The following is a 13720-nucleotide window of genomic DNA, read 5'->3' as shown; positions in this document are numbered from 1 at the left end:
TTGATGCCGATGACCGCGTCGATGGCTCGGCGGGGTGCGACGGACGTCCACGCCCTCTCCTACGACTTCGAGGGCTCGGGAAAGGCGACCTCGGCGTTGTCGGGCATCGCGCTGATGCCAAGGCGGTCACACACTTCGAGAACTTCGTCGACGATCGAGTCGGGCACGATGAACGTGTCGGTCGCCGACACCTCATCAAGGTGCGCGAGGATGTCGTCGGCGGTTGGCTCGGCTTCGGCGTCGGCCAACCAGCCCTCGCCAAGTCCGACGAACACGCGCGCATAGCGACCCGCGCACGCCGAGTAGTTGCGGTGGGTGAAATCGCAGGCGCGGCTGGCCAGGAACGTCACGAGCGGCACCACCAATTCGGCCCGGATCGCGCGCATGAAGCCTGACTCCCGAAGAAACTTCTCGTCACCGACCGTCTCGGTGACCATCCGCGAAAAGCCGGTCGGCAGCACGGTATTCGAGAGAATCCCGTGCGCCGCTCCTTCGATCGCGATCACGTTGGACAGCCCGACGAGGCCGGTTTTGGCCGCCGCGTAGTGCGCTTCGGACGGCTGGCCGAAGTTACCCGCCGACGACGAGATGAAGACGAACCGTCCGTAGTTCTGTTTCGTCATCACCTTGTACGCGGGTTGGCTCAGGTAGAAGCCGCCGTCGAGGTGCACCTGCAGCATCTGGCGCCAGTCGCCAGGCGTGAGCGTGTCGAAAGGGATGCTGTTGAAGATGCCTGCGTTGCTGACGACGGTGTCCAACCGGCCGAAGGTATCGACAGCGGTGTCGACGATGGCCTGACCGCCCTCGGGACTGTCCACCGAATGATGCGAGGCGACTGCCTGACCACCTGCGCGTTTGATCTCCTCTACCACCTGGTCGGCGACGCTCGCGTCGGCGCCGTCACCGCGCATCGTGCCCCCGAGATCGTTGACCACCACGGACGCGCCCCGTCGCGCCAGGTCGAGGGCGTACAGTCTGCCCAATCCCCGGCCGGCTCCAGTGACGATTGCGACCTGTCCTTCGAAGTCGATCACCCTGCGCTCCTTATTGATTGACTCCAGTAGAAGCGGACTTTACGGTGGAACAGATATTTGGTCAACGTGTTCGGTCGGAGGTGACGGTGGCGAACGAGGTTCAAGGCGATCGGCTGCAGGCGCTGGGCATGTTGGCTTCCGCGCTCGCCGGTCGGGCCGTCGCGGTGGCTGCTGTCGATCCGGGCGAACCGTCGTGGACCGATGGTCAGACCGTTTTCGTCGATCCATCCGCACGAGCCCGCGAGAATCTGGAATCGGTGGCGGTGCACGCGTCGCTGATCGCCGCGGACAGCCTGTCACCCGAGATCGTGGGCGCGCTTCTGCGGCATCCGCGTTCGGCGAAACGCTTTTTGACGATCGAGGGGCACCGCGCGCTCGCCGCCAACCGCGAGGTGCTGCCGGGTGTGTTGGCTGCACTCGCCGATCCAGACATCGCGCGCCGCAGCGATTCGCCGGAATCGTCGCTGTCCATCGCATCGGGTAAGGACACGCTGGACGATCCGCCCGCGGAGTTCGGCATCATCCGGGCCAGGAAGGTGTTGGCCGCGGGCGGCCGTGCCGCCACCCAGGTCGACCATGAAACGGCTGCTCACGTTCCGCGCCGTGACAGCAAAGAGGCCCTCGAAGAACTCGATGACGGCGAGGTCGACGACAGCGACGACCCTGACCTGTTTTCCAATCCGGTCGGTGGGGGCGGCTTCATCGGCAAGTGGTTGAAGAAGATGTTGTCGTCTGCGCGCAAGTCGGGAGGCAGCGGTGGCGGGCCGCCAGGTGCAGACTCGCCGACGCACCGCACCAACTCGGCCAACCGGGGCGCGTACGCGGTGTCGTCGACGGCCAAAGCGTCATCCGAGGACGTCACCGACATCGCGGTACACGGCTTCAGATACCCGGAGTGGGACGCCGACCGCAAGTGTTATCGGCCGGACTGGTGCACCGTGCGCGAGGTGGAACCGCGAATCAAGGCATCGGCGGCCGATGCGATCGACGGGGCCCTTGGAGTCAGGCGGCCACTGGCGCGCCTGGGCATGGGCTTGCATCGCCGTCATCGGCAGTCCCAGGGCGACGACATCGATATCGACGCGGCGGTCGAGGCGCGGGTCGAGGTCAGGGCCGGATCGGTGCCCGACGAGTCGGTCTATCTCGACAGCTTGCGGCGCCGTCGGGATCTGTCGGTACTGCTGCTGCTCGATGTCTCGGGGTCGACCGCGGAGCCGGGGACCGTCGGGCAGACAGTCCATCAACAGCAACGCGCGGTGATCACCGACCTCACGGTCGCGCTGCACGACCTCGGTGATCGCGTGGCGCTGTACGCCTACAACTCTCAGGGCCGCAGCGCGGTGAATGTGTTGCCCGTCAAAAGATTTGACGACCATCTCGACGCCAGGGTGCTCCGTCGGCTGAACAGCCTCGAGCCGGGAGCGTATTCGCGTCTGGGGGCGGCCATACGCCACGGCTCGACCATCCTGGAGGCACGCGGTGGGACGTCGCGGCGCCTGCTGGTCGTGGTGTCCGACGGGCTGGCCTACGACCACGGCTACGAACGCGCCTACGGAGCGGCCGATGCGCGCCGCGCGCTGACGGAGGCTCGCCGCCGGGGGACCGGTTGTGTATGCCTGACCGTGGGTGCGGGCACGGACGTCGAGGCGCTGAGAAAGGTCTTTGGAAGTACCGCACACGCGACTATCGCGCGGCCTGAACAACTCGCGGGAATCATCGGCCCACTCTTCCGGTCGGCGATCCGGTCGGCCGAAGTGCGACGCAAAGTGTCATGACATCGCTTGCCCCCCAACGCTTAATGCCCCGTGTCGCCCCACAGATAGCTCGGGTCGGCGCGGCGGGCAGCAGGCCCTGCATGCTTGAAACAAACATCTGTTCCGGTTAGGCTCATAGCCACCGCAAAGACGCGGGTGACGAAAGGGGCGCTATGGGCACCGAGCCCGGACTCGCTTACCAGAACGGCGCTGTAGCGCAGGCCGACACCGACCGTCCGTACTACCGGCCGGTGGGCAACGAGGAGGTCGTGTTCAAGGCGGCCTATCGCCAGGGCCTGTCGCTGGTGCTGAAGGGGCCGACCGGTTGCGGCAAGACCCGTTTCGTCGAGGCGATGGCGCATGACCTGGGTCGCCCACTGATCACCGTGGCCTGCCACGACGATCTCACCACCGCGGACTTGGTCGGTCGATACCTGCTTCGCGGCGACGAGACGGTCTGGGTGGACGGACCGCTGACCCATGCCGTGCGCGAAGGCGCGATCTGCTACCTCGACGAGGTCGTCGAAGCCCGTCAGGACACCACGGTCGTGCTGCATCCGCTTGCCGATTACCGGCGTCAGCTGCCGATCGAACGCCTCGGTATCACCCTCGATGCGGCGCCGGGATTTGGGCTCGTCGTGTCGTACAACCCGGGCTACCAGAGCGTCCTGAAGGACCTCAAGGACTCCACGCGGCAACGGATGGTCGCCATCGAGTTCGGATTCCCCGAGCCCGAGGTCGAAGAGGGCATCGTCGCCCATGAAGCCGGTGTCGATCACGCGACCGCCGTCGAGCTGGTGAAGTTCGGTCAGGCGATCCGGCGGCTCGAGACCGGGGGGCTGCGTGAGGTCGCGTCGACGCGGGTGCTCATCGCCGCGGGCCGGCTCATCGCCGAGGGTTTGACCATGCGCGATGCGGCCAGGGCTGCGATCGCCGGACCGTTGACCGACGAGGCGTCCGTGAGCCGTGGGCTCAACGAAATGATCGACGTCTACCTGGGCATGTCCGAGGTTGATTGACCATGCTGATCGCCCCCGCTAGGGTCTGAACAAATATTAGGTCGACCCCGAGGGAGGTCAGATGTCCTACGAAAGCACTGCTGAGCCGATCAAGGTCGGCTATCTGATGGACTTCACGCTGCCGCCGGGCTTCCCGGAGGAACTGCTGGCCTCGTTCACCCAGTGCTTCGACCTGATCTTCGAAGAGGCCGTCGAGCAAGGCTTGATGGACCGCCCGGTGCAGATGATCTATCGCGAGGTCGAGGGCCTGCCGAAGGGTTCGGTGAAGGCGGTCATCGACGCCTACCAGGAGCTTGTCGACGAGGGCTGCCTCGTGGTGTTCGGCCCCAACATCACCGACAACTGTGTGCCGATGCGCGAGGCGATTGAAGAGCGCTTCAAGGTTCCGGCGATCAGCGTGACCGGGACCGACGACTGGCTCGGGGAGTGGACGTTCGCATTCCCCCAGGGGTCGATGACCGACGAACCGATCTTCCTCGCCGACCTGGTGGCCAAGCGGGGCCTCACCGAGATCGGCGTCCTCGTCGAACAGAACCTCATCGGCGAGAGCTATCTGAAAAACCTGCGGAGTGCATGTCGGCGCAAAGGAATTCGCATCGTGGCCGAGGCGGCGATCGCTCAGACGGCACAGGACATCAACGAGGCGGTGCGCACACTGCACGAAGCGAAGGCAGAGGCGATCGTGCACCTCGGCTTCGGCTTCGGCATCGTGTTCGTCAATCCCGCGCTCGAGGCCGTCGACTGGGACCCGCCGCGGTTCACCACAACGGCCTTCCAGAACGCGTGGGTGAACCCGATCATGTGGAACGCGTTCATGGGCTGGATCGGGATCGATCAGTACGACGAGGAAAACCCGATCGGACAGGACTTTCTGGACCGCTACGCCGCGAAGTACAACGGCAGCCGTCCGGAGTTCTGCGTCACGGTGGTGAATCGCGATGTGGCCGCGACGCTGGTGCGCGCATTCACCGATGCCCACCCGCTGAGTCCGCGCGGTGTCAAAGAGGCGCTCGAGCGGGTCAAGATGATGCCCGCCGCCTCCGGAGCGCCGGGAACGCGTGTCTCTCTTGGCAAGTGGACGCGACGCGCATGGATGGGCTCGGGGTATCTCGTCGCGCGCACGCTCGACGCTGACGGCGTCAACTCGCATTTGGTAGATCGCTTCGGCGAGGAAGGCTGACCGCAGATGGCTACCAAGGAATCCGCGCCACCCGACAAACCGGTCGAATCGGCCGAGTCGAAACGTAAGGGTCCCAACTGGGGGCGGGTCATCGCGCTCTTCGCCTGGTTGGGCTTCCTCGGACTGTTCCTCGCCGTCGGGCGGACGGCCGTGGATCCGCGCGTGGCGAACCCGGAAGTCGAAGGCCGGCCCCGGCCGGTCGAATTCCTGACGGGATTCGATCACTGGCAGGTCATCCCGCAGGTCGGCGCGCTGATCATGGTCGTGGTGCTCACCATCGTCTTCATCATCGGCTGGCGCAGAAATCCGGGCAGCCCGGTGCTGATGATGGTCCTGGTCACCACGCTGATCGTGTGGCAGGACCCGATCATGAACTGGTCGCCCTACGCGGTGTACAACCCGGCGTTGTTGCACTGGCCGGAGTCCTGGCCCCTGATCATGATGTCGCCGACCGTCGAACCCTTCATCGTGTTCGGTTACGTCACCTTCTACTTCGGCCCGTACTTTCCCGCCATCTGGATTCTGAGGAAGTGGCAGGCGAAGTACGGACCGGAATCGTTCGTCAGCAGGCATCCGCTGATCAGCCTCGGCGGGCTGGTCCTCGTGATCGGCTTCATCTTCGACGCAATGCTGGAGATCAGCCTGGTCCGCACGGGGTTGTACATCTATTCGCAGGCGATCCCGTTCGGAACGTTGTTCCCGGGCAGCACCTTCCAGTTTCCGCTGATCTGGGAGTCGCTGTCGGTGACGTTTGTGATGATCCCGGCGGCCATCCTCGTCTACCGCGATGACACCGGAAAGTCGGTGGCAGAAAAGCTCGCGGCGAAGGCCAGGCTGTTCCCCAAGAAGCCGGTGCTCGGCATGTTCATCGTGATGTTCGCGATCATCAACGTGTCGTACTTCGCCTACGGCGGCTGGTTCTGGGCGATCAAGGCGAGCGGCCTGGCCACGTCGGTTGCCTGCCCGTGGCCGTACCCCGAGGCGAAGATCTATGACCCGCAAGGGTATTACCGCGCGAACGGAGCCGAAGGCCCGTACTCGGTGGGCAAGTGGGCTACCTGGCAGCAGGGGCCGTCCCGTAACACCGACGTCGAGCTGGGCAGCAAGAGTATGAGGTGCGCTACCGAAAGTTCCAATGACTGACGCTCGCACGGTTGTCATCACCGGAGCGTCCAGGGGTCTGGGCTTCGCCTCGACCGTGCGCCTCTATCGCGAGGGGTGGCGCGTGGTCGCGGCGATGCGCTCTCCGGATCACGGAATGCCGTTGCTGCGTGCGGCGACGGGTGCCGTGGCAGACGATGACAGGTTGATCGGCGTTCAGCTCGACGTCACCGACAGCGCGTCGATCGCGGCGGCGGCCAAGTCGATACTGGAAACAGTCGGCGCACCCTATGCGGTGGTGCACAACGCCGGTATCTCGGCCGCGGGCATGGTCGAAGAGGCCGACATGGAGCTGTGGCAGAACATGCTGTCCACACATGTGCTCGGACCGGTCGAACTGACCAAGGCGCTCCTACCAGCGATGCGCGACGTCGGCGAAGGCCGAATCGTGCTGGTGTCCAGTGCGGGTGGCGTCAGGGGTCAGCCGGGAATCGCCCCGTACTCAGCGGCCAAGGGTGCGCTGGAACGTTGGGGTGAGTCGATGGCCGGTGAGATCGCACCGTTCGGGCTCGGCGTCACGATATTGGTCACCGGGACGTACGCCACCGACATCATCACCGACGCCGGGACGACCGACGACCGCAACTTCGGCGGCCCGTACGCGCGCATACACAACACCGTGAACACCCGCGGGCGCTTTGCGATGAAGCTCGCGCGACCGCCAGAGAAATTCGCCGACGGATTGCTCAAGGCGCTTGGCGACAAAGCGTCGTTCCGGCGCCACGGTGTGGGTCCGGATGCCTCGATGTTGTTGGTGTCCAACAGAGTTCTGCCGGCATCCGGGATGCACCACATGTCCCGACTGGTCATGGGAATCCCGCGACAAGGCGCGATGCGGGGCGGGGCATACCCGTTGACCGCATCGCAGAAGGCGATGGTCGCCGCCGCCAAGGTGATTCCTCAGCCGGTTCTCATGCGACTCGTGTCGCTGATGCCGAAGCCGAAGCCCGACAGGAGTGAGATCGATGACTGAAGCCACTGCCGTGAGATTCGAGTCGAGGATGTTGATCGACGGCGCCCTCGTCGACGGCGAAGCAGGCACGTTCACCAACATCAACCCGGCCAACGAAGACGTTCTCGGCGAGGTCGCCGACGCGTCGAAGGCCGATATGAACCGCGCGATCGACGCTGCCAGAAGGTCTTTCGACGAGACTGATTGGTCGACCAACCGCGAGCTCCGCAAGCGTTGTCTGCTGCAGCTGCACGACGCGATCGAAAGCGAGCTCGAGGAGTTGCGCGAGGAGCTGATCCTCGAGGTCGGCGCGCCGCGAGCGGTGACGCACGGCCCGCACCTCGATGCGCCGCTGGAGGACGGCCTGAAATACCCCGCCCGGCTGATCGACACCTTCGAATGGGAGACCGACCTCGGCGACAAGGTCGTATCGGTCACAGGGGTCAACACCAGACGGAAGGTCTGGCACGAACCCGTTGGCGTGGTCGGCGCCATCGTGCCGTGGAACTTCCCGTTCGAGGTCACGATCAACAAGCTCGGGCAGGCGTTGGCGACGGGCAACACCGTCGTGCTCAAACCAGCACCCAACACGCCGTTCAACGCGACCCGGCTCGGTCGGCTGATCGCCGAGAAGACCGATATCCCAGCGGGTGTGGTCAGTGTCGTGACCGCGTCGGATCACTTCGTCGGAGAGGAACTGACCCTGTCGCCGAAGGTCGACATGATCTCGTTCACCGGATCGACCGTGGTGGGCAAGCGGATCATGGAGAAGGGCGCCGCGACGATGAAGCGCCTGTTCCTCGAACTCGGCGGCAAGTCGGCGACCATCGTGCTCGACGACGCCGACTTCAACACCGCCTGCCTGATCGGCATCGGTCCGCTGATGCATGCGGGGCAGGGCTGTGCAGCCCCGACCCGGATGCTGTTGCCGCGCTCCCGCTACGACGAAGGCGTTGAGATCCTGCGCGGCATCTACGAGAACATCAAGGCCGGCGATCCGCAGGATCCGGGCACCATCTGCGGGCCGGTCATCTCGGCCAAACAGCAGGAGCGCATCCTCGGCTACATCCGCAAGGGTGTGGACGAGGGCGCGACCATGCTCGTCGGCAGTCCCGAGCCGCCGAAGGAATTCGACAAGGGATTCTGGCTCACCCCAACACTTTTCACCGATGTTGACAACACGATGACCATCGCGCAGGAGGAGATCTTCGGACCCGTCCTCGTCGTCATCCCTTACGAGGACGAGGACGACGCGGTCCGAATTGCCAACGACAGCGTGTACGGCCTTGCGGGGAACGTGATGTCGAGTTCGCTTGATCGATCCCTTGCCGTCGCGCGCCGGCTGCGTGCCGGTTTCATCGGCCTCAACGGAACCGCGGGATACGGGGCGGACACGCCGTTCGGCGGTTACAAGGACAGCGGCGTCGGCCGCCAGAACGGTATCGCCGGATTCAGCCAGTACACCGAAGTGAAATCGGTGGCCTACCCAGCCCAGTAGGAGGAAGCAGTCTTGTCCGATCTATTCGACGACCTCGAGGACTTCGGGGCATTCGACGAAGTTGTCTCGGGTAACGTCCGAGACCCGTACCCGGAGTTGGCCAAACAGCGCCATGAGACGCCGATCCAACGGATCGACATGTCGGCGATGCCCGGCGAGGAGGGTAAGCCGGTTTTCATCGTGTACCGGCACGAGGACATCCAGACGATGTTGCGCGACAACGAGACCTACTCGTCGAACATGGTCATCCAGATCTTCGGGGAGGTGCTGGGTCAGGGCGTGATGCTGGGTATGGATGAGCCCATCCACGGTCGGCTGCGGTCACTGGTGACCAAGGCGTTCACCCAGAAGGCGCTTGCCCGTTGGGAGGACGAGATCGTCGGGCGTGTCGGCAACGAGCTGATCGACGGGTTCGCCGCGGACGGCAAGACGGACCTGGTCAAGACGTTCACCTTCCCATATCCGACCCGCATCATCGCCGCGCTGCTCGGCCTGCCCGAGGAAGACTTCCCGCAGTTCCAGCGGTGGTCGATCTCGATGTTGAGCTTCACCGTGAACCCGGAACGCGGCAAGGCGGCGTCGAAAGCGCTGATCGACTACTTCACGCCGATCCTGGAGGCTCGTCGGGCAGAACCCCGCGAGGACCTGATCAGTGCTCTGGCGGCCGCTGAAATCGACGGTCACAAGCTCGAGGACGAGGACATCTACTCGTTCATCCGGCTGCTGCTGCCCGCCGGGGTGGAGACGACGTACCGGTCGCTGGGCAGCCTGTTGTTCGGGCTCTTGAGCAATCCGGATCAACTCGATGCGATCAAGGCCGACCGGTCGCTGATCCCGCAGGCGATCGAGGAGGGGGTGCGTTGGGACGCACCGCTGTTGAACATCACCAGGGTCACGACGCGTGACACCGAACTCGGCGGAGTGCAGATTCCGGAGGGCTGTTCGGTGATGCCGATGCTCGGTGCGGCCAACCGTCAGGAAGATCGCTACGCCGATCCAGACCAATTCGACATCTTCCGGCAGGCCAAGGTTCCGATCAGCTGGGGCCACGGCGTACACGTCTGCCTCGGAATGCACCTGGCGCGGCTGGAGATGCGCACGGCGATCAACCTCTTGCTCGACCGGTTGCCCAATCTGCGCATGGATCCCGACGGCGACGACCCGCACATCCGCGGCATGGTGTTCCGCTCGCCGACGTCGCTGCCGGTGCTTTTCGATCCACAGTAGGAATTCCGATGACCGAGCTCCGAGGAGGCGCGATGGGCGATCTCGAATCGATCGACTACTTCACCGACATGTCGCTGGTCCCCGACCCGTACACGTACTACGACCAGCTGCGCTCGAAATGCCCTGTGCAGCACGCGACACCGTACGGCGTGGTGGCAGTGACCGGACACTCCGAAGCGCTGGCTGCGTACAAAGACCCGGCGATGTCGTCGTGTGTCGCGGTGGCGGGTCCGTTCCCACCGCTGCCGTTCACCCCGGAGGGCGACGACATCAGCGCGCTCATCGAAGAGCACCGCGCCACGATTCCGATGGCCGAGCACGTCGTCACCATGGATGCCGAGGAGCATCAGAAGACGCGCGGGCTGCTGAGCAGGCTGATCACGCCGAAGCGACTCAGCGAGAACGAAGACTTCATGTGGCGTCTCGTCGACCAGCAGCTCGACAAGATCGTCGACCGCGGCTCATGCGAGTTCATGGAGGACTTCGCGAAACCGTTGGCGCTGTTGGTGATCGCCGATCTGCTTGGCGTACCAGCTGAAGACCATCAGGAGTTCAAGCAGATGATGGGCGCCGAACCGCTGGGCGAGGTCGAAGGCAACGAGGGCGAAACGGTAGCGCACAACCCGCTGGCGTGGCTCGACGAGAAGTTCACCGCTTACATCTCCGACCGGCGTGAGTCCCCACGACAGGATGTGCTGACCGAACTCGCCGCGGCGACGTATCCGGACGGGTCGGTGCCGCCGGTCGACGAGGTCGTCAAACTGGCGACGTTCCTGTTCGCGGCAGGTACCGATACGACGACCAAGCTCGTGAGCACCGCGATGCGCGTGCTCGGCGAGCGGGAGGACATCCAGAAGGCCCTCCGCGACGACCGCTCGCAGATCCCGGCTTTCCTCGAGGAATGCCTGCGGATGGAAAGCCCCGTCAAAAGCCACTTCCGGCTGGCGAGTAAGTCGACAACCATCGGGGAGTTCGACGTTCCCGCGGGCACGATCCTGATGATGCTCCCCGGTGCGAGTAACCGCGATCCGCGCAAGTTCGAGAATCCGGACGAGTTCAAGCACGACCGGCCGAACGTGCGCGAACACGTCGCGTTCGGGCGCGGCCCCCATTCCTGTCCGGGTTCGCCGCTGGCGCGGTCGGAGGCACGTATCGCAGTCAATCGAATCCTGGACCGGATGGCCGACATTCGCGTCTCCGAGGAGATGCACGGACCGGCAGACGATCGGAAGTACGGGTACGAGCCGACCTTCATCATGCGTGGCCTTACCGCGCTGCACGTGGAATACACCCCGAGGAGTACGGAATGACCGGAAAGCTCGACGGCAAGGTCGCTTTCATCACCGGCGCGGCTCGCGGTCAGGGCCGGGCCCACGCGATCGAGATGGCGAAGGAGGGGGCGGACATCATCGCGGTGGACATCTGCCGCGACATCCCGTCCAACCCTTACCCGTTGGCCACACCTGACGATCTCGCCGAGACGGAGCGATCGGTCAAGGAGATCGGGCGCCGCGTGGTCGCCCGCGTCGCCGATGTCCGGGAGCGGCACGAGTTGCGCGACGCCGTCGAGGCAGGCGTCGCCGACCTCGGCAAGATCGACATCGTCGTCGCCAACGCGGGCATCTTGCCGATGGCGATGGGACGAGCCTTCGATGCGATGTCGTTCGTCGACGCCAGCGACGTCGACCTGCTCGGTGTGATGAACACCGTGGCCGTCACCGTCCCGCATCTGCCCAACGGCTCCTCGGTGATCATCACCGGATCCACGGCCGGGATGATCCGCGGCACGACCGACAACCCGAACATGGGGCCCGGGGGTCGCGGCTACGGCTGGAGCAAGCGTGTGCTCATCGAGTACGTCGAAGAGATGTCGATGGCATTGGCGGACAAGATGATCCGCGTCAATGCCATCCATCCGACGAACTGCAACACCCATCTGCTGCAGAACGACGGCATGTACAGCATGTTCCGGCCGGACCTGACGATGGAGGGCAAGCAGGCCACCCGCGAAGACGCCGAGCCGTTGTTCACGATCTTTCAGGCCATGCCGATCCCGTACATCGAACCCGAGGACATGGCGAAGCTGGGGGTCTTCCTGGCCAGCAATGACAGCCGATACATCACCGGTCAGCAGATCCGGGTCGACGCGGGCTCATTGCTGAAGTGGCCGAACGGGCCTGGGGGATAGGCAGCGCTCTAGGGGCGGTGCAGGAAGCCGTGCAGGGTCGACTGGACGAGTTCGTCGACGATCGCCTCGCGCGACGGCGGGCGGCTGCCGAAGAACGTGGACCGCAATGCGACCATGCCGACGATCATCGCCACCGTGGAGTGTGCGGGCAGATCCGGGTGGCCCGAATGCAATCCGCGCAGCCGCATGCCTTCGCCGCTGATCTGACCGAGCAGGGTGAGCGCGCGCCGGATATCGGTGATGCCGGCACTTTCGATCTCCTCCTCGCTGAGTCCGTCCGATGTGACGAGGGTCAGCAGCAGGCCCTTGTGTTCGACGAGGACGTCGTAGAGATGGCCGACGAACTGTCGGGCAAGTTCCTCCTCGTCGGTCTCCTCGGGTATGACGGACTGCCAGGTCTTGCCGAAGTCGTCGACGAAGTTCGTGAACGGCAGGACGAGGGCTTCGCGGAACAGCCCCGCCTTCGAGCCGAAGTGGCGGAAGAGCAGGTATTCGGTGACTCCGGCGGCTTCGGCGATCTCGCGGGTGGTTGTGGCGCGGTAGTCCTGGCGCGCGAACAGATCACGGGCGGCGTCGAGCAGCAGCCTGCGCGCCTCCCCGCGCGGGCGACGAGGTGTCGGGGCGGTCTGCTTTCCCGAACGTCGCTGCGGCACGGCTTCTCACTCCTCTGACCGCGCTGCGCGGCTAGTGGCACCACGATAGCCGTCCTTGACCTGAACCCTGGTAATAGTGTCCACTATTACTGATCGGTGGATCGCTGTGAAGGGACGCGCTCGTGGGCCAACTCATCATGCTCGGGACTCTGTTCGGGCTGATCATCCTGATATTCGGCGTGGTGACCTATTTCGACCCCGAAGCGCGCGGTCCGCGTCCTACGCCCGAATCAGCACCGGTGGGTGACGAGGCCGACCGATGAACACCGAGATGACCCCGCTGCTGATCGCGTCCAACGCCTTTGGCTGGGGCAGCGGCATCCTATTCGTCATCGCCGGCATCTATCTGAGCGTCCGCCGCGGCCGACTGCACCCGCTGCTTCTGCTGTGTATTTCGGCGATCTCGTTCTCGTGGATCGAGGCGCCCTACGACTGGGCGATGTATGCGCAGTTCCCGCCGGCACTTCCACGCATGCCCTCGTGGTGGCCGCTCAATATGACGTGGGGTGGGCTGCCGTCATCGGTGCCGCTCGGATACATCGGCTACTTCTGCATCCCCGCGGTCACCGGCGCGGCGATCGGCCGGCGGCTCAGCGCCCGGTTCAACTGGCGCCAACCGCAGACACTGTTGATCGTCGGCCTCATCGTCGGCTTCTGCTGGGCCCTGATGTTCAACGCGGGGCTCGGCGCCCGCCTCGGAGTCTTTCACTACGCCTACGTCATTCCGGGTCTCGGACTGTTCGAGGGCACCCTGCACCAGTACCCGATCTACGACGCCATCGCGATGGGCATCCAGATGATGGTCTTCACCTACCTGTTGGGCCGGGTGGACTCACAGGGCCGCAACGTCATCGAGATGTGGTCGGACAAACTGTCGAAGACCAAGGCGCAGTCGGCTGTCCTGTCCGCCGTCGCGGTGATCGTCATCGGAAACGTTCTCTACGCATCCGTGTTCGCACCGCATCTCGTCACCAAGCAAATGGGATACGTGACCTCCGGCCCCGACGTTCAGCTGTTCCCCGGCGTACCCAACCAACCAAGATAGCGCCGTTGA

Annotated in this window: 13 protein-coding genes; 11 read left to right on the top strand and 2 right to left on the bottom strand. The window is 64.6% G+C overall.

Features of this window, described 5'->3' with window-relative positions:
- Positions 1-59: 59 nt before the first annotated feature.
- Complete coding sequence (locus tag ACIA48_RS07405) at positions 60-1034, bottom strand: SDR family NAD(P)-dependent oxidoreductase (protein WP_396729232.1); 975 nt, start codon at positions 1032-1034, stop codon at positions 60-62.
- A gap of 128 nt (positions 1035-1162) precedes the next feature.
- On the opposite strand from ACIA48_RS07405, the gene ACIA48_RS07400 reads away from it, so the two are divergent.
- From ACIA48_RS07400 to ACIA48_RS07360, 9 genes are all read left to right on the top strand, one after another.
- On the top strand, positions 1163-2809 hold the full coding sequence (locus ACIA48_RS07400) for a nitric oxide reductase activation protein NorD (protein ID WP_396730679.1): 1647 nt from the start codon (positions 1163-1165) through the stop codon (positions 2807-2809).
- Positions 2810-2961: 152 nt separating this feature from the next.
- The gene (locus tag ACIA48_RS07395; protein ID WP_396729230.1) at positions 2962-3807 is read left to right on the top strand and encodes a CbbQ/NirQ/NorQ/GpvN family protein; all 846 of its coding nucleotides are present in this window, start codon (positions 2962-2964) and stop codon (positions 3805-3807) included.
- Between the two features lie 61 nt (positions 3808-3868).
- Positions 3869-4987, top strand: coding sequence for an ABC transporter substrate-binding protein (locus ACIA48_RS07390; protein WP_396729227.1), 1119 nt, complete (start codon positions 3869-3871; stop codon positions 4985-4987).
- Between the two features lie 6 nt (positions 4988-4993).
- A complete protein-coding gene (locus ACIA48_RS07385) occupies positions 4994-6130 on the top strand; it encodes a spirocyclase AveC family protein (RefSeq protein WP_396729225.1) in 1137 nt (378 codons plus the stop codon).
- Positions 6123-7121: an SDR family NAD(P)-dependent oxidoreductase gene (locus ACIA48_RS07380; protein ID WP_396729223.1), complete on the top strand. Its 999-nt coding sequence runs from the start codon at positions 6123-6125 to the stop codon at positions 7119-7121. Before ACIA48_RS07385 ends, ACIA48_RS07380 begins: the two co-directional genes overlap by 8 nt.
- Positions 7114-8598, top strand: coding sequence for an aldehyde dehydrogenase family protein (locus ACIA48_RS07375; protein ID WP_396729221.1), 1485 nt, complete (start codon positions 7114-7116; stop codon positions 8596-8598). Before ACIA48_RS07380 ends, ACIA48_RS07375 begins: the two co-directional genes overlap by 8 nt.
- A gap of 12 nt (positions 8599-8610) precedes the next feature.
- Positions 8611-9825, top strand: coding sequence for a cytochrome P450 (locus ACIA48_RS07370; protein WP_396729219.1), 1215 nt, complete (start codon positions 8611-8613; stop codon positions 9823-9825).
- 32 nt (positions 9826-9857) lie between these two features.
- Entirely contained in the window at positions 9858-11135 is a 1278-nt protein-coding gene (locus ACIA48_RS07365; protein ID WP_396730677.1) for a cytochrome P450, read from the top strand.
- Entirely contained in the window at positions 11132-12013 is an 882-nt protein-coding gene (locus ACIA48_RS07360; RefSeq protein ID WP_396729217.1) for a mycofactocin-coupled SDR family oxidoreductase, read from the top strand. Before ACIA48_RS07365 ends, ACIA48_RS07360 begins: the two co-directional genes overlap by 4 nt.
- A gap of 8 nt (positions 12014-12021) precedes the next feature.
- Here ACIA48_RS07360 and ACIA48_RS07355 read toward each other — a convergent pair whose 3' ends face one another.
- On the bottom strand, positions 12022-12666 hold the full coding sequence (locus tag ACIA48_RS07355; protein WP_396729215.1) for a TetR/AcrR family transcriptional regulator: 645 nt from the start codon (positions 12664-12666) through the stop codon (positions 12022-12024).
- A 122-nt stretch (positions 12667-12788) separates the two neighbouring features.
- On the opposite strand from ACIA48_RS07355, the gene ACIA48_RS07350 reads away from it, so the two are divergent.
- Both ACIA48_RS07350 and ACIA48_RS07345 read left to right on the top strand, forming a co-directional pair.
- A complete protein-coding gene (locus tag ACIA48_RS07350; protein WP_396729213.1) occupies positions 12789-12929 on the top strand; it encodes a hypothetical protein in 141 nt (46 codons plus the stop codon).
- A complete protein-coding gene (locus ACIA48_RS07345) occupies positions 12926-13711 on the top strand; it encodes a spirocyclase AveC family protein (protein WP_396729211.1) in 786 nt (261 codons plus the stop codon). Before ACIA48_RS07350 ends, ACIA48_RS07345 begins: the two co-directional genes overlap by 4 nt.
- Positions 13712-13720 lie beyond the last annotated feature (9 nt).

Source organism: Mycobacterium sp. NPDC051804 (assembly GCF_044452905.1).
Lineage (GTDB): Bacteria > Actinomycetota > Actinomycetes > Mycobacteriales > Mycobacteriaceae > Mycobacterium.
The sequence above is the reverse complement of the archived record's forward strand: the minus strand, read 5'-3'. Positions and strand labels throughout refer to the sequence as shown.